Source organism: Knoellia subterranea KCTC 19937, assembly GCF_000768685.1.
In the GTDB taxonomy this organism is placed as follows: domain Bacteria; phylum Actinomycetota; class Actinomycetes; order Actinomycetales; family Dermatophilaceae; genus Knoellia; species Knoellia subterranea.
Genome location: NZ_AVPK01000009.1, coordinates 17103 through 39052, shown reverse-complemented (window position 1 = coordinate 39052; position 21950 = coordinate 17103). Strand labels below are relative to the sequence as shown.

The following is a 21950-nucleotide window of genomic DNA, read 5'->3' as shown; positions in this document are numbered from 1 at the left end:
CCGACCGACCGGCGCTGTCAGTCGAAACAGCACACCCACAGGGACCGCAACAAGGCCCCGCTGCGTGCTTCGACTGCCTCGTAGGCTGGCCGGGTGGCGAGCAGCAAACCGATCGGGGTGATCACCCGCGGTACGACGAACCCCAACCGCCTGCGCCGCTGCGACCGCTGGCTCGCCGGTCCTGCGGCCTGGCGACTGCGCCGAGCCACGGGGAGACCTCCTGTCGTGGTCGACCTCGGCTACGGCGCCTCTCCCGTCACGGCGGTCGAGCTCCACGACCGGCTGCGGCGCGTCCGCCCGGACGTCGAGGTCGTGGGCATCGAGATCGACCCCGAGCGGGTCGCCGCGGGTCGACCGCTCGAACGCCCAGGACTCACCTTCCGCCGTGGCGGCTTCGAGGTGCCCCTCGAGGGAGGTCGACGCGCGACGGTGGTCCGCGCGTTCAACGTGCTCCGGCAATACGCCGAGGAGGAGGTCGCCGATGCCTGGGCCACGGTCCGCGATCGGCTGAATCCGGACGGGCTGCTCGTCGACGGCACCTGCGACGAACTCGGCCGGCTCTCGACGTGGGTCGCCGTCGAACCCGACGCGGGACCAGTCAGCCTCTCCCTCTCCTGGCACCTAGGCGGTCTGGCCCAGCCCTCGGTCATTGCCGAGCGACTGCCCAAGGCGCTCATCCACCGCAACATCCCCGGGGAAGCCGTCCACGGCTACCTGGCCGACCTCGATCGGCACTGGGAACGTAGCGCCGGGCACGCGGCATACGGTGTGCGACAACGGTTCCTGGCCACGGCGCAGGCGATGCGCGACAGCGGCTGGCCACTCCTCGACGGACCGAGCCGATGGCGACTCGGCGAGCTCACCGTCGACTGGAGCGCAGTCGCTCCGGCGTCAGGGAGCCTGCGTCACCAGGGTCCGTAGGGTCCCTGGTGGAGGTTGTTGCCGCGGCCCCGGCCCTGGACCGACTCGACCGCGGGCTTCACGTCGGCGAGGTAGACCCCGGCCGCGACGACACCGATGATTGCGAGGAACCCGAGCCCGCCGAGCGAGACGAAGCCGAGCAGCGCGGCGACGCCGGTCACGGCCATCCAGAAGTTCTTCGTGCGCTTGCTCGCCGCCGCGAAGGCGTCGGGGCGCGTCCGGGCGGCGTGGATGAACGCGAACACCTCGATGGCGAGTGCCGCGATGGTGAGCACCAGGGTGACGTAGTACTGGGCTGAGCCGAGTCCGAACATGACCCCTAGCCTACGGGGACTCGGTGTCGACGACGATCGTCACGGGCCCGTCCGCGACGAGGTCGATGTCCATGTGCGCACCGAACTGCCCCGTCGCCACGGTGAGACCCCGAGCGCGCAGCGCCGAAACCACCTGTGCCACAACGGGTTCCGCTACATCGCCGGGAGCCGCCGCGTTCCACGACGGGCGCCGTCCCTTGCGGGTGTCGGCGAGCAGGGTGAACTGACTGACGACGAGCACGGGCGCGCGTGCGTCGGTGACGGACTGCTCGCCGTCGAGCAGGCGCAGGTCGGCGATCTTGCGGGCGATGAACTCGACCTCGGCCGGGCCGTCGTCGTGCCCCACACCGACAAGGACGAAGAGCCCGGGGTCCGTGATCTCCCCGACGACGGCATCCTCAACGCGCACAGCAGCGCGCCGGACCCGCTGGATGACAGCGCGCACTGGCTTCCTCCGAAGCTCAGATGCCCACTGCCACAACGGAACCCACGGGTTCGCCGTGACCGAGGATCGGCGCGTCCTCAAGCGCCTCGAGGGCGCCGGTCTCGACGCCGAGGCGACGCAGGACGGCGGCGAGGATCACCGTGCGAGCCCGCTGCCCGCCGTCCGCGACCTTGAGGGCGATGCCGCGACCGTCGGCCAGCCCCACGGCATACACGGCTTCTGCACCGTCCTTGGCGATCGCTCCGGGAGTCTCCCGGATGAAGGTGGTGACGTCGCGGCGGGTGCCGCCGAGGTATTGCGGGTGGCTGCGGATCGCGTCGGCAATGCGCGCCTCGTCGGTGCCCGCCTCGGCACTCGCGATGCGGCCGAAAGCACGCGCCAGACCCGCGAGCGAGACGGCCATGACCGGCGCGCCGCAGCCGTCGACCGCCTCCGCGGCGACGGACTCCCCCGCGAGCTCCGCGAGCGTCGCGTCGCAGGCGCGCTGCAGCGGGTGGTCCCGATCGAGGTATGCCGTGTGGTCCCAGCCGTTGATGACGCACGTCGCGAGCATGCCCGCGTGCTTGCCCGAGCAGTTCTGCGCCAGCGACTCCTTGTCGTGGCCGGCCCGGATCCAGTCGAGGCGGGCGGCGTCGTCGTACGGGAAGTCGGGCGTGTTCTGGAGGTCACGCAAGGTCAGGCCGGCGCCGTCGAGGATCTCCCGGGCCGCGTCGAGGTGGAACGGCTCACCCGAGTGGCTCGAGCACACGAGGGCGAGGTGGTGGGGCGCGACGTCGAGGCCGTGGCGCACCATGGCCAGCGCCTGGATCGGCTTGTTCGACGAGCGCGGGAAGATCGGGTCGGTCGCGCTGCCGAGCTCGAGCTCGACGCTGCCGTCGGGGGCGGTGACGGCGACGCTCGCCCGGTGCACGGACTCGACAAAGCCGCCCCGGATCGCGTGGGCGAGGACCGGGGCGGCTTCGAGGACTGCAGGGGTGCGGAAGGTCTGGGTGCTCACGCGCTCCAGACTAGGTCCGCGGGGGGTGTGATCAGTCGCCGACCTTGGCAGCGGCCTTCTTCGTGGCCTTGGTCGAGGTGGCGGCGGTCTTGCGGGCCGACGTGGTGGTGGCCTTGGCGGAGGTGGTCGTGCGCTTGGCAGCGTTCGTCGCCGTCGTGGTGGTGCGCTTGGCGGCGGTGCGGGTGCGCTTCGCGGCAGCCTTGACCTCGGTCGCGGCGACCTCGGTGGTGTCCTCGACGGTGTCGACGAGGGTCTCGGCGACCTTGACGGCCTCCTTGCGGCCGGTGGTGAAGGTGGCCAGGGCCGAGCTGCGGACGTCGAGGACGGCCTTGCGGGCGGTCGTGACGGCACCCTTGCCGAGGGAGATCGTGGTCTCGGCCTGCTCGACGAGGTCCTTGGTGGCCTTCTGGTTCTTGATGCGGGTGACGAGCTTCTCGCCGCGGGTCGCGAGACCCTCGTAGGACTTCGTCACGGCGTCGACGCGGGCGACACCCTCATTGAGGGCCTTGGTCGGGAGGGCCTTGATGTCGTCGAGGACGATCTCGGCGCGCTTCTGCACGGCGGCGGGGGCGAGCTCGGTGCGGACGTCGGCGACGGTCTTGTCGGCGCGGACGCGGGCGTCGGCAACAGCCTTGTCGGCGCGGGCGCGGGCGTCGGCAACGGCCTTGTCCGCGGTGGTGCGGGCCTCACGGGCGCGCTCGACGGCGAGGTCCGTGGCGCCGACGACGGCGAAGAACGGGGTGGCGGGGGTCTGGGTGGCGGTCTTGGTGGCCATGTTCACTCCTGATGTTTGGTGGTGCTGGTTGCGAAAGGTGGTGGGGGTGCGATCAGCGCTGGGGGTCCGCGCCGGTGAAGGACTCATAGATGTCGAGGAGGGTTGCTCGCTGACGATCGGTGAGGTTCGGGTCGGCGGCGATGGCGTCCCGGACGGTGCTGGTCGTGCTTTCGGCCTCGGGGTGGTGCTCGAGGATCCCGGCCTTGACGTAGAGCGTCTCGGCCGACACCTCCAGCCCCTTGGCCAACTGCTGCAGGATCTCGGCGCTCGGGCGCTTGAGGCCGCGCTCGATCTGCGAAAGGTAGGGGTTCGAGATCCCGGCGAGCTCGGAGAGCTGACGCAGCGACAGACGGTGCGACAGACGCTGCTCACGCAGGTAGTCGCCCAGTCCGGCGAGGTCGTTCAGCGGGTTCCGGCTCATGCATCCATTGTGCTTGCTCTAGTTAGCAGAATGCAAACTGGGGCAAGCGTGACGGTGAACACACGGCGTTCGGCGAGCGACCGGCATACAAGATCGCGTATGCCGTGTGCTTGGTACTGCGATAATCTCTCGTTATGTCTGTGGCTGAGTTCCTGACCTTCCCAAACCCGGTCAACGAAAAGGCCGCCCGCTCCGTGGCGGGCGGCGTCGTGCTGCTCGCCGGACTCACCCTGCTCACCCAGTGGTGGTGGCTCGCGGCCGTTCTCGCGCTGGGGTTTGCGCTGCGCGTCGCGGGCGGGCCGCGCTACAGCCCGCTCGGTCGGCTCGCGGTGCATGTCGTCGCGCCGCTGTTCGGGGAGGCGCGGCTCGTGCCGGGGCCGCCGAAGCGGTTCGCCCAGACGGTCGGTCTCGTCGTGAGCAGCGTGGCGGCGGTGGCGGCCCTCGGGTTCGGGGCGACGACCGTGGCGAGTGTGCTGCTCGCGGTGCTCGTCGTCTTCGCGCTGCTCGAGTCGGCGCTCGGGTTCTGCGCGGGCTGCTGGGCGTTCGGTCAGCTCATGCGCCTGGGCGTCATCCCCGAGGAGACCTGCGCGGCCTGCAACGACATCACCCTTCGGCAGAAGGTCGCGCAGCCCGTCTGACCCGGGGCTCGCTCAGCGGCGGGGCTTGATGCCGAGCAGTTCGCGGGCGTCGGTGGTCGACATCGGCGGGCGCTGCATCGTCGTCGCGAGCTCGGCGGCGCGGGCCACGAGTTCGGAGTTGTGCTGCACCTGCTGACCGCGGGCGAACACGATGTTGTCCTCCATGCCGACGCGCAGGTGACCACCGGCAGAGAGTGCCGCAGCGAGGACCGGCAGGTGGGTGCGGCCGATACCGGTGGCCGACCACGACGTGACCTCCTCGGGCAGCATCGCGACGCCGGCCATGAGCGCAGCCGCCGTGCCGGGCATCGCGCCGGGCACGCCGAGGACGAAGTCGACGTGCACCTTGCCACCGAACGGCAGCCCGTGGGTGTCGATGAGCCGGCGCAGCGCGTGCACGTGACCGAGCTCGAACAACTCGAACTCGGGCACGACCTCGCGCTCCTGGGCCTGGACGTAGAGGTCCGACATGAAGCCCCACGGATTGAGGAACACGTCGTCGCCGAAGTTCGTCGTGCCGCACGTCAGGGAGCACGAGTCCGGCTCGGCGTCGAGGACGGTGAGCCGCTGCTCGAGGGGATCGTGGACAGACCCACCCGTCGACAGCTGGACGATGAGGTCGGTCTCGGAGCGGATGGCGTCGACCGCTGCCTTGAGGTGGCCGCCATCGAGGGTGGGCCGGTGCTCGTGGTCGCGGATGTGGAGGTGGATGAGGGCGGCGCCCGCGGCCTCGCAGGAGCGCGCGGTCTCGACGAGCTCGTCGAGAGTGGTCGGCAGCTGGGGCACATCGGCCTTCGCGTGCTCGGCGCCGGTGGGCGCGACGGTGATGAGGGTCGCGGACGATGCGGTGGCCATGGCGTCAGTGTGTCAGCCGCAGACGACTTCGCTTGACGGGCTCTCGCTTCGCTTGACCGCCGCGACCAAGCGAAGTGAGAGGAACCCACTTCAGGCGGCGGGTCCCACGCTCTGCGTGGGCAAGTTGAGGTGGGGTCAGGGGGTGACGATGACGGTTTGGGCGCCAGCAACCGTTCCGGCGACAAGATCGACGTCGGTGGGGATGTTGCGCTTGACCACCGCGAGCGCTATCGGGCCGTCCTCGTGGTGCCGGGCGACGGTCGTGAGCCGCCCGACCGCGCGCCCCTCGGCACCATCGGCGCCGGCGACGAACAGCTCCGCACCGGCCTCAGGCAGCACGTGCCCCGACCCGTCGAGGTGCAGGAAGACGATGCGCCGCGGCGGTCGGCCGAGGTTGTGAACCCGCGCGATGGTCTCCTGCCCGCGGTAGCAGCCCTTGTGCAGGTGCACGGCGGTGCGCAGCCAGTCGAGTTCGTGGGCGATCGTCCGGTGGTCGGTCTCGAGGCCGAGCCGGGGGCGCCAGGCCGCGACCCGCAACGCCTCGGCGGCCCAGATGCCCGCGAGCGGCCGGTCCCCCACAGCAGCCTCGAGCTCGTCGCGAGGGACGATCAACTCGCGCCAGCGACGCGCCTCACCCGGGTGCCCGGTCTCCGGCCCGTATGCCGCGGTGTCGCCCACGAGGTTCGGCCACGGGTCGACCCAGGCGAGGTGCTCACCCTCGGCGCTGGCGGCCGACAGCGGTTCTCCGAGAACGGCATACGCGTCGGTCACGTCGGCGACCTCGACCCGCAGCATGAACCGCATCGAATCGAGCCACGCGGCCAACGCCGGCGCCGTGCCCGGTTCGACCGTGATCCACGTGGCCTCGCCGTCGTCGACGATGTGCAGGGCGTGCTCCACGTGACCCTTGGGCGAGAGGACGAGCGACTCGGTCGAGACGCGTGGCGCGAGTCCGGTCAACTGCTGCGACGTGATCGAGTGCAGCCACGACAGCCGGTCCGGCCCGGACACGCGCACGACGCCGCGGTGCGACAGGTCGACGACCGCCAGCCCCTCCTCGAGGAGCCGCTGCTCGCGCCCCGGGTCGCCGTAGTGCGCGGCCACCCCGGCATCGAGCCCCTCGGCGGCCACCGCGCCCGGGCGGGCCAGCAGGGGGGAGTTCGGCGGGGCGATCGTCGTGTCGGTCATGACTTCTTCCTGGACGGGTTCCTGCACTCGCGGCAGAGGCCGTGGATGGCGGCGTGCGTGACGTCCGCCTCGAATCCGAGGGAACGATCAAGGTGCGCCACGAATTCCTCGGCCACCTCGATCGGTGCCTCGCCCACGGACCCGCACTCACGGCATACGACATGGATGTGGGTGGCGTGCGACGCGAGGTGATAGCTCGGCACGCGGTGGTCGACATGGGTGTGGCCGACCAGGCCGAGGTCCTGCAACGCCTCGAGCGAGCGATAGACGGTCGAGAGCGCCATCGGCGCGCCGCCCGTCGTCGCGACCGACTCGACGATCTGCTCCGGCGTCGCGTGACCGAGGCGCTCGACGGCGTCGAGCACCTCCTGGCGCTGCGGCGTCAGCCGCCGCCCAGACGCTCGCAGTCGCGTGCCGAGATCGCTCACCCCTCCAATGTATGCCGCTCGGCGGGCTCACTCGGACGACCCACCTAGACTGACCGGGTGCTAGACGACTTCGCCTCCGAGGACGCGCCCCGAGCGGACCGCCGCCCCAAGAAGAAGCGCGGCTGGGGACGCCGCTTCCTCATCATCGTGGCCGCGCTCGTGGCCCTCGCCGTGGCCGCTGCGGGAGGGTTCGTCGTCTTCCTCGACCGCAAGGTCGCCGGCAACATCACGCACGAGAACCTCCTGCCGACGACGCAACCGACCGGCCCCGACGGCAAGCCGGTGCCCACGAACGCCGGCCAGAACTACCTCATCGTCGGCTCCGACGCCCGCCCCGGCGAGACGGCCAGCCGCTCCGACGTCATCGTCATCGCGCACGTCCCCGAGGACAAGTCGGCGGTCCAGCTCATCCACTTCCCGCGCGACCTCTACATCACCATTCCCGGGCGCGGGAAGGACAAGATCAACGCGGCGTATGCCTATGGCGGCGCCCCGCTCCTCGTCGACACCCTCCAGACCCTCCTCGGCATCAAGATCGACCACGTCGCCAAGACCGACTTCGAGGGCTTCAAGAACATGACCGACGCCGTCGGTGGCGTCCGGGTCTATGCCGAGGAAGCCAGCGACGAGGGCTTCTTCCAGGTGCGCGAGGGCTGGAACGACCTCAACGGCACCGAGGCCCTCGCCTTCGTCCGCGAGCGCAAGACCCTCTCCGAGGGCGACATCTCGCGTGGCCGGCGCCAGCAGGCCTTCATCAAGGCGCTCATGCTCAAGACACTGAGCCGCGAGGTCATCACCAACCCGATCACGCTGACGAAGTTCATCGACGCCGCGACGAGCAACCTCACCGTCGACAACGCGCTCGACGTGGGCACGATGCGCAGCGAGGCGATCTCGTTGCGCAACCTGCGCAGCGGCGACGTCGTCTTCATCACGGCGCCGTTCACCGGCTTCGGCACCTCGCCCGGAGGCGCATCGATCGACATCGTCGACGAGCCCGGGATGAAGGCGCTCGGCGATGCGCTCCGCAACGACAAGATGGACGACTACGCCGACGTGTCCGTCACCCCCTGACGCAGGGGCTTTGGCCCGGCGACCGGAGGGAAGATGAAGGGACCGGAGGGCTATGAAGCCTCCGGACCCTTCAGGTTCCCTCATGGGGAGCAAATGTTGGTGCAGCGCGGCGGGGGTTATTCGACGCGCTTGAGCTCGGCGCTGAGGTGCGACTGGAGCGGCTGACCCACCGCCGCCATGTCCATGACCCACATGAGGTTGGACTGGACGTAGCCGTACATGCGGTGCCCCGCCGTGTACTCCTTCGCGTGCGGGCTGCGCATCACGCCGTCGGTGCGGAGTTCGACCTTGGCGGGCTGGGCGTGCCCGGCATACATCTCGACGATGCCGGTCGGGTGGGTCAGGAGCAGCTCGACGTTGGTGCCGTCGGGCGTCTCGGGGACGGGTCGCCAGAAGCCGACCTCGGTCGCGAGCGGTCGCACCTTCTCGCCGGCCTCGTCGAGCAGCCACGTCTTGCTCCGCCACTCGAGGAACGGGCGGCCGTCGTGCGAGCAGACGATCTCCTGCCCGAAGTTGGCGGATTCGATCGTCGGGTAGCCGACGACGCCCGCACCGGCCCACTTGCCGATGAGCCAAGCGAGGGGAGCGAGCTCCTTGGGAAGGTCTGTGTCGAGGTGGAATGCCACGGATGGGATCGTAGTCGCACGCGAAGGGAGTCCCAATGACCAGCAGCCCGGCAGCCGCCGAGAGCTCTGAGGCCGGCACCAGCCCTGGCCTCCGACCGCTCGTCGTCAAGATCACCTGCGGCGCCGAGGCCCTCGAACGCCTCAACCAGGCGATGACTGTGGCGTCGACGGCGTTGGCGGCAGGCGCAGAGGTGAGCGTGTGGCTCACCGGCGACGCCACGTGGATGGCGGTGGCCGGTCGAGCGGAGGAGCTGGCGCTCCCCCACGGCGCCCCGCTCGAGGACCTGCGCGACGCCCTCCTGACGGATGCCACGGTCACGGTCTGCGGCCAGTGCGCGGCCCGCCGTGAACTCACGCCCAACGACCTCCTGGAGGGGGCCACGATCCGGGGCGCCGCGGCATACGTGGAAGAAATCCTGCGGCCGAACGCCCAGGCGATCGTCTACTGACGAACTGACCCATCCCGTATGCCGTCCGCCCGCCCTGCGCGGACGACTCGCCTTCCCGGTCGGATGGGTCAGCCGACGAGAACGCGCGCGAGGAGATAGACGGGCAAGCCGGCGACCAGGACCGATGCGGCGGCCGCCGTGAGTTGGCCGCGCATGCCGCGGATCGGTGTCAGCGTGCCGAGCGCACGTCGGGTGATATGGGCCAGCCCACCGACAACCCCGCCGACGAGGAAGCCGGCGAGCACGCCGACCTCGTCGGAGAGGAGGCCGGCAACGCCACCGGACAGCGCACCGAGCAGACCGGCGGCAGGCAGCATGAACGGGCGGAGCTGCTTGAAGGGGGCTCCGATGTCGGCTGCCGCAGAGACCGCGAGCGCGATGCAGGCGACAACGACCGTGGCCGAGCCGCCGACGGTGCGGCCCAACGGGACCCACGTCGCGCCGATCGTCGCGATCGCGATCCCGGCGGCGCTGATGGCGACGGACTGAGTGAGGTGAGCGCGCCCGTCCTTGCGAACCAACTGGTGGGCGAACATCGCGAACATGGCCACGACGACCACGACCGGGACGTGCCGCAGGAAGGGCTCGTCGGAGGTCAGGGCGACGACCGTGGGCGCGAGAACTCCGCCGATGCCGATGGCGAGCGAGGAGCCGAACGAGCTCGGCGACCCGAGCAGCTCCGGCCAGCCCCAGGCCACGACGAGTGCGCCCCAGGCGATGGCAGCAGCGCCGATGACGGGGTCGGCGATCATCGCGACGGCGAGAAGGAAGGCGAAGACGACAGTCCCCAGCACGAGCGTGATCCGGCGCTCGGTCGCGATGGGCGGCAGGACCGGGTGGCGACGGCGCTCCTCACGGGCCGCACGCCGGGCGGCGCGCGACTCACTCACGGGTTCGGTCGCATCCACGGTCGGCATCCTGCCATCCCTGCGGTCATCGGCGACGCGTTCGGCAGTGCGATCGTCCACGCGCGTCAGCCCCCGGCAAAGGGCGGCAGGAGCTCGACGACCTGGTCGTCGCCGACCACGACGTCACGTCCGACCGCGCGACCGTCCACGAGGACGGAGCAGACGGCGACCACCGGTCGCAGCGCCGGGTGCGCCCCAACGGCTGCGTCGAGGATGTCGCCGACGCTCGGCCCTGCGTCGAACGTCTCTTCGCTGACGCCGGCGGCGTCGCGCGCGCCGGCCCAGTAGCGCAGTGTCACCGGTCTCAGGGGCCGGTGAGAGCCGTCCATCGTGGTCATGTCCACCTATTCTGTGCTGGATGGCCCATCTCCTGCTGCTGACCAACGCCCTGGCGCCGAGCGCCGAGGTGCTGCCAGCTCTGGGCCTGCTCAGCCACCATGTTCGCATCCTCCCGGCCGAGCCGACCGCCCTGATCGACGCACCCGCGGCGGACGCGGTGCTCGTCGACGCCCGCCGCGAACTGGCAATGGCTCGTTCGCTGTGCCGGGTCATCCGCACGACGGGGCTGTCGGCTCCGCTGTTCGCGGTGCTCACCGAGGGCGGACTGGCCGGGCTCACGCCCGAGTGGGGCATCGACGACGTCCTCCTCGACAGCGCCGGTCCTGCCGAGGTGGAGGCTCGGCTGCGGCTGGCCATCGCCCGGGCCATGGACGGCGACGGCGAGGACGAGGAGGTCCGCATCACCGCGGGCGCGCTGGTCATCGACGAGGCGACGTATTCGGCCAAGCTGCGCGGCAAGGCGCTCGACCTCACCTACAAGGAGTTCGAGCTCATCAAGTACCTCGCGCAGCACCCCGGACGTGTCTTCACCCGGGCCCAGCTGCTGCAGGAGGTGTGGGGCTACGACTACTTCGGAGGCACCCGCACCGTCGACGTCCACGTGCGACGGCTGCGCGCCAAGCTCGGCGTCGACTACGAGAGCCTCATCGGGACGGTGCGCAACGTCGGCTACCGGTTCGTGCCCGAGGAGGCCGAGGACGTGGACACCGAGGCTGTGCCGTCGTGAGTCCCACGGTGGAGGTCTTCGCCGAACTCGACGAGGCAGTGGTCGACGACATCCGGGCCGTCGTCGGTCGGGCAGTCGAGGAGGATGGGGTCGAGGCGATCTCGGAGGCGTTTCGCCTCGCGCTCGTCTCACCTCGGTCCGGGGTCACCCACTTCGTCGCGTATGCCGGTGAGTCGCCTTCCGCGGACCTGCTCGGCTATGCGGCCGTGGACTCCTCCGGCTCGGCCGAGCTCGTCGTCGAACCCGGGTCGAGGCGGCAGGGCGTCGGCCGCGCGCTCCTCGATGCGGTCCTCGAGGCCGGGGCAACCGGGGTGTGGGCGCACGGGGACCTGCCAGCCGCCCGCGCGCTCGCCGCAGACGCGGGGCTGGTTTCGACGCGTGAGTTGCACGTCATGAAACGACCTCTGACCGATGCCGATGGCACCAATCCCGTTCTGCCAGAGGGCTTCTCGGCCCGGACGTTCAAGCCGGGCCGCGATGAGCAGGCCTGGCTCGAGGTCAATGGACTCGCGTTCGCCACCCACCCGGAGCAGGGCTCGATCACCCTCGATGATCTGCGTCAGCGCATGGAGCAGGACTGGTTCGACCCCGAAGGCTTCTTCCTCGTCGAGGACACCACGCAGACCGACGACGAGGGCCAGCACCCGCTCGCCGCGTTCCACTGGACGAAGCGCGAACCCAGCCAACCCGACACAGGCGAGGTCTACGTCGTCGGTGTGCACCCGGCATACCAAGGGAAGGGACTGGCCGGACCGCTGACGGGACTCGGAACGGCATACCTGGCCCGTCAGGGCTGCACCGAAGTCGAGCTCTACGTCGATGGCGACAACACGCGAGCGCTGGCGACGTACCGGCGAGCCGGGTTCGAGGACGTGGCCGTGCACGTCGTCTACGGGCGGCCGACCGCGCCGTAGAGTGGGCCGGTCCAGCCGACGGCAACCCGCGAGGGAGCACCACCCGTGACCGACATCCGCCCCGAGGGCGCAGAGGCCGACCCCGAAGGCGCGGCCCCGCCCGGGATCGCCGCGAAGGTCGACAACGTCGCCCGCAACAGTGCGGTCATGGCGATCGGGACCTTCGGGTCACGCATCCTCGGGTTCGTGCGCGCGGCCATGCTCACCGCCGCGATCGGCGCGGGCGTGGCGGCCGACTCGTTCACCATCGCCAACACGCTTCCGACGCAGTTGTTCGTCCTCATCAACGGCGGCCTCATCTCGGCGCTGCTCATCCCGCAGCTCACCAAGGCGATGCTGCGCAAGGACGGCGGACAGGACTTCAGCGACCGCCTCATCACGCTGTGCCTGCTCGTGCTCGGCGTCGCGACGCTCCTATCGGTCGCGGCGACGCCGTGGATCGTCCAGTGGCTGACCAAGGACAACGCCGGACAGGCGTTCATCAACCTCACGACGTTCATGGCCTATATCTGCATGCCGCAGCTGTTCTTCTACGGCCTGTATGCCGTCCTCGGCCAGGTGTTGCAGGCGCGCGGCAACTTCCTCGCGTTCGCGTGGGCGCCGGCGTGGGCCAACATCATCCAGATCGCGGGTCTCGGCTGGTTCATCTGGCAGTGGGGCAAGCAGCCGGACGTGGCGCCGTGGACGACCGAGATGATCCTCGTCCTGGGCATCAGCACCACGCTCGGCATCATCATCCAGGGCCTGAGCCTCGCGGTGCCGCTGTGGCGGTCGGGGTTCCGCTACCGTCCGCGGTTCGGGTGGCGCGGATATGGGTTCGGCGACATGTCGCGGATGACGGGGTGGACCGTCGCCGCGCTCCTCATCTCGCAGTTCTACGGGTTCGTGAGCACGGCGGTCATGTCGCCCGAGAACGCCGACGGGCCCTCGGTCGCGGGCAACGCCGTCAGCTCGTATGCCTACAGCCTCTACATCCTCCCCCACTCGATCATCACGACGTCGATCGTCACTGCGCTCTTCCCGGCGATGTCGCGGGCCCACGAGTCGGGTGACCTCGCCGAGATGCGGCGGCGTGTTGTGAGCGGGCTCAAGAGCCCGGCGGTCCTGCTGCTGCCGGCGGTTGCGGCGTTCATCGCGCTGGGGCGGCCGATCGCGAAGACCCTGTTCTGGGGCACGCGCTACAACCCCAGTCGGGGCATCGACGAGCCCGGCAACATCGCGTTCGTGTTGGCGCTCATGGCCATTGGGCTCATGCCCTTCGGCATCACCGCCCTCAAGCAGCGCTATTGCTTCGCCCGGGGGGATGGCTGGATGAACTTCTGGCTCGTGGCCGTCATGACCGTCATCAACCTCGCGGCCTGTGCCGTGGCGGCCTGGATGACCCCGACGAAATACATCGTGGCCGTCATTGCTGCGGGTGCCAGCATCGCCAACATCGTCTCGGCGGCGGCGTTCCTCGTCGTGGCCCGACGCCAGCTCAACGGACTGGGCATGGGCGAGGTGGTCCGGCTGTGGGTGCGGCTTGCCGTGGCATCCGGCGTCGCGGGCCTTGCCGCGTGGGCCGCGTCGACGCTGGTCTTCGACCCGTCGAGTTCGCTGGGTCGACACGCTCTGGCGCTCCTGGTCGGCGGGGCCGTGCTGGGTTTGGTGTTCCTCGTCCTGGCCAAGGTGCTGCGGATCCGCGAGGTCGACGACGTGCTCGCGCCGATCCTGCGCCGCCTCCCCATCCCCGGCGCCCGCTGACCGACTCTGCCCTTGGTCAGCGGGGGATGTCGCTGTCGGCGGGCTCGCCGCCGGGGTGGTAGGCCGCCTCGGGGTCGTAGTACTGGTGGAACTTGCGGTCGTAGCTCACGCCGGCTGCGAGGATCTTGGCCCAGCGCTTCGGGTTCTTCTCGACCTTGTAGTGCAGCGGGTTGCGCAGCCCACCGGCCTTGATGACCCGACGCGTCCGCTCCCACAGGTCGGGGTGGCGCTTGATCGCCCACTTGATCGTGCGCACCGGTACGACCGAATAGACCGTCTCGGTGTTGGCCTCGAGGAGCTCGAAGTCCTCGGGCAGGTTGTCGTGGACGTACTCGTCGACATACCAGGTCACCGGATTGAAGCCCGTCCCCGTGACGTAGTAGTTCGAGCGGCCGAGCCGCGGGTTGAGCTCGAAGAACTTCGACTTGCCATCACGCGGGTCGTACTTGAGGTCGAAGTTGGCGTAGCCGACCCACTTGAGCTCGGCGAGCAACCGCACCGCCTCGTCGACGATCTCGCGGTTCTGCCCCGTGAGGATCGCCGCCGGCACACCGAGCAGACCCGGCGAGTGCTCCTCGATGAGCGTGCGCCCGTAGGAGGCGAACCGCACGCGAGAGTCCTTGTCGCAGTAGCACGTCAGGATCCGCATGCCCGTGTCGTCGCCGGGGATCATGTCCTGGACGATGAGCGTCTCGCGGTAGCCCGCTGCCTGCACGCGCCCGACGAGGTCGCGCAGTTCGTCCTGAGTCGCGACCGTGTGCACCTTGGCCTGACCGTCGAACTTCACGCGGTTCCACGCGGCCGGAGCCGTTGGCTTGACGATGAGCGGGTAGCCGTCAGTCGGGAGATCGGCCGACACGACGTCGTATGCCGGGTCGCCCAGATCGATGAACGTCGTCGCCGGAGTCGTGACGCCGGCGGCTTGCGCCGCCTCCTCGAAGGTGTGCTTGCGCGTGGCGCGGGCCAGCGCGTCGGCGCCGGCGTACGGCACCTTCCACGAGTCGTCGAGCTGGTCGCGCATGAGCGCGATGACGTCGACGAGCGAATCCGACGTCGCGAGAAGGATTTTCGGCTGCGACAGCTCAGCGAAGGGCGACGCCTTGAGGGTCGCGGCGAGGACCTCGGGGTCGTGCGCGTCGGCGCAATTGACCACCTCGAGGATCGCGGAGTCCTCGACCACCCACGACGTCGCACCGGTCACGACGAGGGAGCGGACGGCATACGCCTCGTGAAAGGCGCGCACGAGCGAATAGCCGCCCACATGGGCACCGACGATGACCGGCACGAACGGCTGGTCGGCGATCGATTCGTACGAAGCCTTGGACGCAGAAAGGTTCTGGGACAACGGAATTCGGCCTTTCAGCGGCGCTTGTAGATCTTGACGACCAGGTCGATGAGCCGACCCGAGAGGGGACGGACGCGCTTGGTGAACTCACCGGCATACTCGCGTCGTTCCGGGTTCCACTGGCGCTTGAACTCCTCGAGGCCCTCGGAGGCATCGATGCCGCCGAAGTCGAAGGTCTTCACACCCTTGGCCGCGGCGTCCTGCATGATCCGCCAGACCATGAGGTAGTTGGGGCGCAGGTTGCGGTGCTCGTTCGACGACGCGGCGTAGAGGTAGGAGCCGCGTGTGCCGCACGTCGCGAAGACGGAGCCGGCGAGGTACTGGCCGTCCGGGTGCTTGGCGTGCTCGGCATCGAACTCGGCGATCGACTTCTCCTTGGCCGCGATCTGCTCCTCGAGCTGGGAGACCTGGCGGTCGGCCTTGTCGGAGGGGTACTTCTCGCGCTTGGCCTGCGCCTTCTCGAGCTGGCCCCGCGTGTCCGCGACGGCCGCGCGGGCCTTGTCGGCGGCGGCGCCGTGGTCGAGCTTGACGAGGGAGATGACGATGTCGTCGGTCGGCGAGAGGACGTCGACAAGGGTCGTGAAGTAGTCCTTGCTGCGGATGCCGAAGCCGTCGCGCTCGCCGGTGATGCGCATCAGCTCGTAGAACGCGTCGACGCCCTCACGACCCGCCGACTCGTAGACGAGGCCCGACTTCTCACCCTTGCGGATGGACTGACGGGTGCCCTGCGAGAGGTCCTTGTGGAGCTGGTCGAGGTCGCCGATGTCAGTGACCATGCGCAGCGCCGGCTGGGCGAGCGTTTTGGCGGCGTCATCCCCGGGGTCGGTGCGGGTGAAGCCGCGCGACTCGAGGGCGGGGCGGATGTCGGGGTTGTCGATGCGCACGGCCGGGTCGATGCGGAGCAGGACGCCGCGGTTGGCCTTGGCGACCTTCGTGACCTCGGCGAGGAGAGCGTCGACGGCCTCCCCGTCGGCCCAGTCGACGACGAACCCTCGCGGGCAGTAGGCGAGGGCCATCGGGAGGACCGGCGTGCGGCGGAAGAGGATGAGCGCGGCACCGGCGATCTCGTCCGTGCCATCCGGCCCGGCACCCTTGCGGCCGACGGCGACCGTGCGCCAGGTCCAGCCGGTGTGCTCCTTCTCGCGACCCCACGGAGTCGTCTGCATGAGGTGACCGTTGGGGTGGTCGCGAACGAAGTCGTCGTGCTCGCGGTCGGTGAGGTCGAGGGCAGCCAGGGCCACGGAACTCCTACGTCAGGCCGGTCAGGGATCGTCTCGGAGTCTATCGGCCAGTCCGTCGGGGGTTCGTCGAGCAGGTTTGGGGACCAGGACCTCTCACTTCGCTTGATCGCGGCGATGAGGCGAGGTGAGAGAAACCCACTTCCGGCGGGAAAGTTGTGGCGCGGTTACGCTCGATGGGTGCGCAACGAACCGGTCGGGATCCTCGGCGGGGTGGGCCCGATGGCCACCGTCTACTTCATGCAGCGCATCCTCGAGGCCACCGATGCCAGCCGCGACCAGGACCACGTCGACATGCTCGTGTGGAACCACGCGAGCATCCCGGACCGGACGGCATACATCGTCGGCGACAGCGACGAGTCCCCGGGACCGGTCATGGCCGACGACGCGCGCCAGCTCGAGCGCGCCGGAGCGACGTTCATCGCCATCCCCTGCAACACGGCCCGCGCGTTCCTCGACGAGGTCCGGGCAGCGGTCGACATCGACGTCCTCGACATCGTCGCCGAGACCACCAGCGCGGCACAGGCCGCCGTTCCCGACCTGACGACGATCGGCATCCTCGCCACCGACGGCACGCTCCGCTCCCGGATCTATCACGACACCGCGATCGAGCGCGGCCTCACGCCGGTCGAGCCCGACGAGGTCGTCCAGAAGGACGTCATGTCGATGATCTATGACGGAGTCAAAGCCGGTATGCCGGTCGAGCGCGACCGCTTCGACGCGGCGGTCGACCATCTGCGCGCCAAGGGTGCCCAGGCGATCGTGCTCGGCTGCACCGAACTGTCGATCCTCCAGACCGACCTCGAGGTCACCGACGCCGACGTCATCGACTCGCTCGACGCGCTGGCTGCCCGCACGGTCACCCTCGCCGGAGGGCGGTTGCGTGGGGCCGACGGGCGGTGAGTCCTGATGCACCGATTCGTCTCCTGCTGTTCACCTGACGCTGCGACGATGCAGGTATGACGACGTCCATGAGCCAGGACACCGAACTCGAACTCGAGGCCGCCGACGCCGCGGCCGAGGCTGCCGCTGAGGCCAGCTTCGTCAAGGAAGTCTCCATCGCGAGCGCCTCCGCCACCGAGGCGCGGGCTTCGCAGCCGCGAGCCAGCAACGGTCGGTTCGTTCGACCGGTGACCGGCCCCGGCGGGGTTGCCGACGAGGCCGGACTGCCCGCGGACCGGTTCCTCGACCGCGAGATCTCGTGGCTCCAGTTCAACGAGCGGGTCCTCCAGCTCGCCGCGGACGAGAACGTGCCGCTGCTCGAGCGGGCTCGGTTCCTCGCGATCTTCACGTCGAACCTCGACGAGTTCTTCATGGTGCGCGTGGCCGGTCTCAAGCGGCGCATCGCGACGGGCCTGGCGGTCCGCTCGGCCTCGGGGCTCGAGCCGCGCGAGGTCCTCCAGCAGATCTCGACGGTGAGCCACGAACTGCTCGACATGCAGGCCCGCGTCTACGACGACCTCGTCCAGCCGGCGCTCGAGGCCGAGGGCATCCAGGTCGTGCGTTGGGACGAGTTGTCGGAGGACGAGCAGGCTCGTCTCGGCCAGCTCTTCACCGACCGGGTCTTCCCCGTCCTCACCCCGCTCGCCGTCGACCCGGCGCACCCGTTCCCCTACATCTCCGGGCTCTCCCTCAACCTCGCGGTGCTCCTCATCAATCCCAAGACGGGCAAGGAGCACTTCGCCCGCGTCAAGGTGCCGCCGCTCCTCCCCCGGCTGCTCCGGGTCGACGAGGCCACCGACGGCGACGACGTCTACGACGTGCGCTTCGTGCCGCTCGAGGACGTCATGGCCGCGCACCTCGACCAGCTCTTCCCGGGCATGGAGGTGCACGAGCACTACACGTTCCGGGTCACCCGCAACGAGGACCTCGAGGTCGAGGAGGACGACGCGGAGAACCTCCTCACGGCGCTCGAGAAGGAACTCACCCGCCGCCGCTTCGGCCCGCCCGTGCGCCTCGAGGTCGACCAGGACATGGACGACCACGTCATGGACCTGCTCGTCCGCGAGCTCGGGGTGACCGCCGCCGAGGTCTATCGCCTCCCGGCACCGCTCGACCTGCGCGGCCTCAACATCATCGCCGACCTCGAACGCTCCGACCTGCACTACCCCGCGTTCGTCGCGCGCACCAACAGCGACCTCGCCCCGACCGAGAGCGCCAAGGCCCGCGACCTCTTCGCGAGCATCCGCAAGCAGGACGTGCTGCTCCAGCACCCCTACGACTCGTTTTCGACGTCGGTGCAGGCGTTCATCGAGCAGGCCGCCGGCGACCCGAACGTCCTCGCCATCAAGCAGACGCTCTATCGCACGAGTGGCGACTCACCGATCATCGACGCCCTCATCGACGCAGCCGACAGCGGCAAGCAGGTCCTCGCCGTCGTCGAGATCAAGGCCCGCTTCGACGAGCAGAACAACATCTCCTGGGCCCGCAAACTCGAGCGCGCCGGCGTCCACGTCGTCTACGGCATCGTCGGCCTCAAGACCCACTCAAAGCTCAGCCTCGTCGTGCGCCAGGAAGAGGACGGGCTGCGCCGCTACTGCCACATCGGCACCGGCAACTACAACCCCAAGACCGCCCGCATCTATGAGGACTTCGGCCTCCTCACCTGCGACCCGCAGGTGGGCGACGACCTGACCCGCCTCTTCAACCAGCTCTCCGGCGTCGCGCCGCGCAGCAAGTTCAAGCGCCTCATGGTCGCCCCCCGATCGGTCCGCACCGGACTCATCGAGCGCATCGAGGGACAGGTGGAAGCAGAGCGGTCCAAGAAGGGCAGCGGCTACATCGGGATCAAGGTGAACTCGATCGTCGATGAGCAGATCATCGACGCCCTCTACCGCGCCTCCATGGCCGGTGTGAAGGTCGACGTCTGGGTGCGCGGCATCAGCTCGATCCGTCCCGGCGTCGAGGGCCTGTCGGAGACGATCACGGTCCACTCGATCCTTGGTCGCTTCCTCGAGCACTCTCGCGTCTTCCTCTTCGGCACCGGCGACGACGTCGAGGCCTGGATCGGTAGCGCCGACATGATGCACCGCAACCTCGACCGTCGCGTCGAGTGCCTCGTCCGCCTGGAGGACCCGCGCCACATCGCCGACCTCACCTCGCTGATGGGCAAGGGCATGAGCGGCGACTACTCGCACTGGTCCCTCGCGGGCGACGGGCGGTGGAGCCGACACCACCTCGATGCCCAGGGCGCGCCGCTGCCCGACATCCAGGCCGACCTCATCGAGATGCACGCCAAGCGTCGACGCAAGGCTCGGCGGCGCTGAGCACCCAGGCTCGCACCGAGATCATCCCCGCGGCAGGCACCCTGCCGTGGCGGGTGCACGACGGCGTGCTCGAAGTCGCCCTCGTCCACCGTCCGCGCTACGACGACTGGTCGTGGCCCAAGGGCAAGCTCGACCCGGGCGAGGAGTGGGCCCCCGCCGCCGCGCGGGAGACGTTCGAGGAGACCGGGCTCAAGGTCCGCCTCGGTCGTCCCCTGCCCGACGCGCGTTACCTCATGCTCACCAAGACCGGTGACCGCGGAGAGAAGGTGGTCCGCTACTGGGCGTCGACGGTCACCGGTGGCCACGGTCGACTCGAGAACGAGATCGACGCCATCGAATGGCTCGACGTCGCGGTCGCTCATGACCGCCTCGACTACGCCCGCGACCGCGACCAGCTGCGAGCCCTCGTCCGAGCCCACGGTGAGGGCACTCTCGACACCTGGCCGCTCGTCGTCGTCCGTCACGCCAAGGCGCTCCCCCGTGGCGACTGGAAGAAGGACGACCAGCAGCGCCCCCTGGAGGCGCGGGGACGAGAACGGGCCGAGGCCCTCATCCCGGTGCTCACGGCATACCAGATCTCCCGGATTCTCACGTCACCGTCCCTGCGGTGTCTCGACACGATTTCTCCGTATGCCGTGTGGTCCGGAATCGCGCCGCGCGCGAAGCGCGGCCTCTCCGAGGAGGGACACGAGGCGGCTCCGGACAGAGCCGGCGAGCACGTCGAACGGGCCCTCGAGCGCGGCGAGGCGGTCGCAATCTGCACGCACGGGCCGGTCATGGGTGCCGTCCTCGACGCGCTGAGCCCCCGCCTCGAACTCGTCGGCGAGGGGTCGGTCGAGATGCTCGAGCGGTTCGTCGAGGCCAGGGACGAGAACCTCGCCAAGGGTGAGGCGTTGGTGTGCCATGTGGCCGGGACGGGCGACGAAGCGCGCATCGTCGCCGTCGAGCGCCACCTCCCCACCTGACAAGCCTCTCAGCGCGAGTGACCTGACTCTCACTTGAACAACGCGAAAGCCAATGGCCGAACACCGTTCACGCGTCGTTCACCCACGACGGGCCGACCGGACACCGGGCGTCCCTACCTTCACAGTGTCGGGCCACCACCGTGCGCTGCGTCCGGCTCCAGTTCATTTCCTTGTGAGAGGTACACACAGTGAAGATTCAGCGTCTCGGCGCGATGGCGTCGCTCGCCCTCGTGGGTTCGATCGCCCTGACCGCCTGCGGCTCCGACAACACCGGCGAGACCACCTCGTCCGGCGACACCACGGCCAACTCCTCGGCCGCTTCGGACTGCTTCGAGGGCACCCTGAACGCCGAGGGCTCCTCGGCTCAGAAGAACGCCTTCGAAGAGGTCGCCAGCGGCTTCAAGGCGAAGTGCTCGGGTGCCACGGTCAACTACAACCCGTCCGGCTCCGGCGCGGGCATCAAGCAGTTCATCGGCGGCCAGGTCGACTTCGCCGGCTCCGACTCCGCCCTCAAGACGGTCGAGAAGGACGGCAAGATCGAGGCCAAGGAGGCCGAGACCGCCTGCGGTTCGCCCGCGTGGAACATCCCCATGGTCACCGGCCCCATCGCCGTTGCCTACAACGTCAAGGGTGTCGACAAGCTCACCCTGACGCCGGCCGTCGCCGCCGACATCTTCCAGGGCAAGATCACCACCTGGAACGACCCGAAGATCGCCGCCATCAACTCGGGCGTCACCCTTCCGGCCACCGCCATCAAGGTCTTCTTCCGCTCCGACGAGTCGGGCACCACGGAGAACTTCACCAAGTACCTCAAGGCCGCCGCCGAGGCCAACTGGCCGGGCGAGCCCGCGAAGACGTGGGACGGCAAGGGCGAGGGCAAGGCCAAGTCGGCCGGTGTCGCCGAGGGTGTCAAGAGCACCGACGGTGGCATCACCTACGTCGAGTGGAGCTACGCCAAGGACAACAACCTCGGTGTCGCCGCGATCGACAACGGCGCCGGCGCCGTCGAGCTCAACTCGGAGTCGGTCGGCAAGGCCGTCGCCACCGCCGAGCAGACCGGCACGGGCAACGACCTGGCCCTCAAGCTCGACTACGCCACGAAGGAGCCGGGTGCCTACCCGATCAACCTCGTGACCTACGAGATCGTCTGCTCGAAGGGCAAGGACGCCGACAAGCAGAAGAACATCAAGGCGTTCCTCAAGTACTTCGCCTCCGAGGAGGCCCAGAAGACGATCGAGGAGATCGGCTACGCGCCGCTCCCCGCCGAGGTCCAGACCAAGGTCGCCACGGCGATCGACGCGATCTCCTGATCGCGGAACTGAGCAGAACCGTTGACCCTCTGGTCAACTGAGGGGGCGGGGCCGCACCGGCCCC

At 69.4% G+C, this 21950-nt stretch carries 24 protein-coding genes; 11 read left to right on the top strand and 13 right to left on the bottom strand.

Going from position 1 to position 21950, the window contains the following annotated elements:
• Positions 1 to 93: 93 nt before the first annotated feature.
• A complete protein-coding gene (locus N803_RS14095) occupies positions 94 to 921 on the top strand; it encodes a class I SAM-dependent methyltransferase (protein ID WP_169743101.1) in 828 nt (275 codons plus the stop codon).
• Here the strand turns inward: N803_RS14095 and N803_RS14090 are convergent.
• From N803_RS14090 to N803_RS14070, 5 genes are read right to left on the bottom strand one after another with little or no spacing between them, the layout of a single operon-like run.
• Positions 906 to 1235: a DUF2516 family protein gene (locus tag N803_RS14090; protein ID WP_035906442.1), complete on the bottom strand. Its 330-nt coding sequence runs from the start codon at positions 1233 to 1235 to the stop codon at positions 906 to 908. The genes N803_RS14095 and N803_RS14090 overlap by 16 nt on opposite strands.
• A gap of 10 nt (positions 1236 to 1245) precedes the next feature.
• Complete coding sequence (dtd, locus tag N803_RS14085) at positions 1246 to 1680, bottom strand: D-aminoacyl-tRNA deacylase (protein ID WP_035906436.1); 435 nt, start codon at positions 1678 to 1680, stop codon at positions 1246 to 1248.
• 16 nt (positions 1681 to 1696) lie between these two features.
• The gene (locus N803_RS14080) at positions 1697 to 2677 is read right to left on the bottom strand and encodes an asparaginase (RefSeq protein WP_035906433.1); all 981 of its coding nucleotides are present in this window, start codon (positions 2675 to 2677) and stop codon (positions 1697 to 1699) included.
• Between the two features lie 31 nt (positions 2678 to 2708).
• Positions 2709 to 3452, bottom strand: coding sequence for a hypothetical protein (locus N803_RS14075; RefSeq protein ID WP_245617287.1), 744 nt, complete (start codon positions 3450 to 3452; stop codon positions 2709 to 2711).
• A gap of 52 nt (positions 3453 to 3504) precedes the next feature.
• Positions 3505 to 3873 carry a helix-turn-helix domain-containing protein gene (locus tag N803_RS14070; RefSeq protein WP_035906428.1) on the bottom strand — a complete coding sequence of 123 codons (369 nt, stop codon included), beginning with the start codon at positions 3871 to 3873 and terminating at the stop codon, positions 3505 to 3507.
• A gap of 134 nt (positions 3874 to 4007) precedes the next feature.
• Between N803_RS14070 and N803_RS14065 the strand changes: the two genes are divergently transcribed.
• Positions 4008 to 4511, top strand: coding sequence for a DUF4395 domain-containing protein (locus tag N803_RS14065; protein WP_035906427.1), 504 nt, complete (start codon positions 4008 to 4010; stop codon positions 4509 to 4511).
• A 12-nt stretch (positions 4512 to 4523) separates the two neighbouring features.
• On the opposite strand, the gene N803_RS14060 is transcribed toward N803_RS14065, so the two are convergent.
• From N803_RS14060 to N803_RS14050, 3 genes are all read right to left on the bottom strand, one after another.
• On the bottom strand, positions 4524 to 5366 hold the full coding sequence (locus N803_RS14060) for a beta-keto acid cleavage family enzyme (RefSeq protein WP_035906423.1): 843 nt from the start codon (positions 5364 to 5366) through the stop codon (positions 4524 to 4526).
• A 135-nt stretch (positions 5367 to 5501) separates the two neighbouring features.
• Complete coding sequence (gene ygfZ / locus N803_RS14055; RefSeq protein ID WP_035906420.1) at positions 5502 to 6554, bottom strand: CAF17-like 4Fe-4S cluster assembly/insertion protein YgfZ; 1053 nt, start codon at positions 6552 to 6554, stop codon at positions 5502 to 5504.
• Entirely contained in the window at positions 6551 to 6982 is a 432-nt protein-coding gene (locus N803_RS14050) for a Fur family transcriptional regulator (RefSeq protein ID WP_084764543.1), read from the bottom strand. The genes ygfZ and N803_RS14050 overlap by 4 nt, the downstream gene beginning before the upstream one ends.
• Positions 6983 to 7039: 57 nt before the next feature.
• Here N803_RS14050 and N803_RS14045 point away from each other — a divergent pair, with 57 nt between their 5' ends.
• Positions 7040 to 8056 (top strand): LCP family protein, encoded by a 1017-nt coding sequence (locus N803_RS14045; RefSeq protein WP_035906416.1) that lies wholly within the window; start codon positions 7040 to 7042, stop codon positions 8054 to 8056.
• Positions 8057 to 8172: 116 nt separating this feature from the next.
• Here the strand turns inward: N803_RS14045 and N803_RS14040 are convergent, their stop codons facing one another.
• Entirely contained in the window at positions 8173 to 8682 is a 510-nt protein-coding gene (locus tag N803_RS14040) for a heme-binding beta-barrel domain-containing protein (protein WP_035906414.1), read from the bottom strand.
• A gap of 35 nt (positions 8683 to 8717) precedes the next feature.
• Here N803_RS14040 and N803_RS14035 point away from each other — a divergent pair, with 35 nt between their 5' ends.
• Positions 8718 to 9131: a DsrE family protein gene (locus N803_RS14035; RefSeq protein WP_052112314.1), complete on the top strand. Its 414-nt coding sequence runs from the start codon at positions 8718 to 8720 to the stop codon at positions 9129 to 9131.
• Positions 9132 to 9199: 68 nt separating this feature from the next.
• Here the strand turns inward: N803_RS14035 and N803_RS17635 are convergent, their stop codons facing one another.
• Together N803_RS17635 and N803_RS14025 are read right to left on the bottom strand one after the other, a co-directional pair.
• Entirely contained in the window at positions 9200 to 10039 is an 840-nt protein-coding gene (locus N803_RS17635; RefSeq protein ID WP_169743100.1) for a hypothetical protein, read from the bottom strand.
• A 65-nt stretch (positions 10040 to 10104) separates the two neighbouring features.
• A complete protein-coding gene (locus N803_RS14025) occupies positions 10105 to 10377 on the bottom strand; it encodes a MoaD/ThiS family protein (RefSeq protein WP_052112312.1) in 273 nt (90 codons plus the stop codon).
• Between the two features lie 20 nt (positions 10378 to 10397).
• Between N803_RS14025 and N803_RS14020 the strand changes: the two genes are divergently transcribed.
• From N803_RS14020 to murJ, 3 genes are read left to right on the top strand one after another with little or no spacing between them, the layout of a single operon-like run.
• Positions 10398 to 11105, top strand: a complete 708-nt coding sequence (locus tag N803_RS14020; RefSeq protein WP_035906410.1) for a winged helix-turn-helix transcriptional regulator — start codon at positions 10398 to 10400, stop codon at positions 11103 to 11105.
• Entirely contained in the window at positions 11102 to 12019 is a 918-nt protein-coding gene (gene mshD / locus N803_RS14015) for a mycothiol synthase (protein WP_035906408.1), read from the top strand. The genes N803_RS14020 and mshD overlap by 4 nt, the downstream gene beginning before the upstream one ends.
• 45 nt (positions 12020 to 12064) lie before the next feature.
• A complete protein-coding gene (gene murJ / locus N803_RS14010) occupies positions 12065 to 13762 on the top strand; it encodes a murein biosynthesis integral membrane protein MurJ (RefSeq protein ID WP_052112311.1) in 1698 nt (565 codons plus the stop codon).
• 16 nt (positions 13763 to 13778) lie between these two features.
• On the opposite strand, the gene N803_RS18055 is transcribed toward murJ, so the two are convergent.
• Complete coding sequence (locus tag N803_RS18055) at positions 13779 to 15107, bottom strand: carboxylate--amine ligase (protein ID WP_052112310.1); 1329 nt, start codon at positions 15105 to 15107, stop codon at positions 13779 to 13781.
• 14 nt (positions 15108 to 15121) lie between these two features.
• Positions 15122 to 16348, bottom strand: a complete 1227-nt coding sequence (locus N803_RS14000; protein WP_035906406.1) for a lipid II:glycine glycyltransferase FemX — start codon at positions 16346 to 16348, stop codon at positions 15122 to 15124.
• A 177-nt stretch (positions 16349 to 16525) separates the two neighbouring features.
• Between N803_RS14000 and cuyB the strand changes: the two genes are divergently transcribed.
• The 4 genes from cuyB (at position 16526) to pstS (ending at position 21886) form a co-directional block, all read left to right on the top strand.
• Positions 16526 to 17248 (top strand): cysteate racemase, encoded by a 723-nt coding sequence (cuyB, locus tag N803_RS13995; protein ID WP_035906404.1) that lies wholly within the window; start codon positions 16526 to 16528, stop codon positions 17246 to 17248.
• A gap of 56 nt (positions 17249 to 17304) precedes the next feature.
• On the top strand, positions 17305 to 19611 hold the full coding sequence (locus tag N803_RS13990; protein WP_035906403.1) for an RNA degradosome polyphosphate kinase: 2307 nt from the start codon (positions 17305 to 17307) through the stop codon (positions 19609 to 19611).
• Between the two features lie 53 nt (positions 19612 to 19664).
• Entirely contained in the window at positions 19665 to 20576 is a 912-nt protein-coding gene (locus N803_RS13985) for an NUDIX hydrolase (RefSeq protein WP_084764538.1), read from the top strand.
• Positions 20577 to 20764: 188 nt separating this feature from the next.
• Complete coding sequence (gene pstS, locus N803_RS13980) at positions 20765 to 21886, top strand: phosphate ABC transporter substrate-binding protein PstS (protein ID WP_035906401.1); 1122 nt, start codon at positions 20765 to 20767, stop codon at positions 21884 to 21886.
• Positions 21887 to 21950 lie beyond the last annotated feature (64 nt).

Coding starts and splice junctions, on each gene's coding strand:
- N803_RS14025 (WP_052112312.1), bottom strand. CDS start 10,377: ATGACCACGATGGACGGCTCTCACCGGCCCCTGAGACCGGTGACACTG.
- N803_RS14070 (WP_035906428.1), bottom strand. CDS start 3,873: ATGAGCCGGAACCCGCTGAACGACCTCGCCGGACTGGGCGACTACCTG.
- ygfZ (WP_035906420.1), bottom strand. CDS start 6,554: ATGACCGACACGACGATCGCCCCGCCGAACTCCCCCCTGCTGGCCCGC.
- N803_RS14020 (WP_035906410.1), top strand. CDS start 10,398: ATGGCCCATCTCCTGCTGCTGACCAACGCCCTGGCGCCGAGCGCCGAG.
- N803_RS14075 (WP_245617287.1), bottom strand. CDS start 3,452: ATGGCCACCAAGACCGCCACCCAGACCCCCGCCACCCCGTTCTTCGCC.
- N803_RS14035 (WP_052112314.1), top strand. CDS start 8,718: ATGACCAGCAGCCCGGCAGCCGCCGAGAGCTCTGAGGCCGGCACCAGC.
- N803_RS14090 (WP_035906442.1), bottom strand. CDS start 1,235: ATGTTCGGACTCGGCTCAGCCCAGTACTACGTCACCCTGGTGCTCACC.
- N803_RS13990 (WP_035906403.1), top strand. CDS start 17,305: ATGACGACGTCCATGAGCCAGGACACCGAACTCGAACTCGAGGCCGCC.
- N803_RS14060 (WP_035906423.1), bottom strand. CDS start 5,366: ATGGCCACCGCATCGTCCGCGACCCTCATCACCGTCGCGCCCACCGGC.
- N803_RS14065 (WP_035906427.1), top strand. CDS start 4,008: ATGTCTGTGGCTGAGTTCCTGACCTTCCCAAACCCGGTCAACGAAAAG.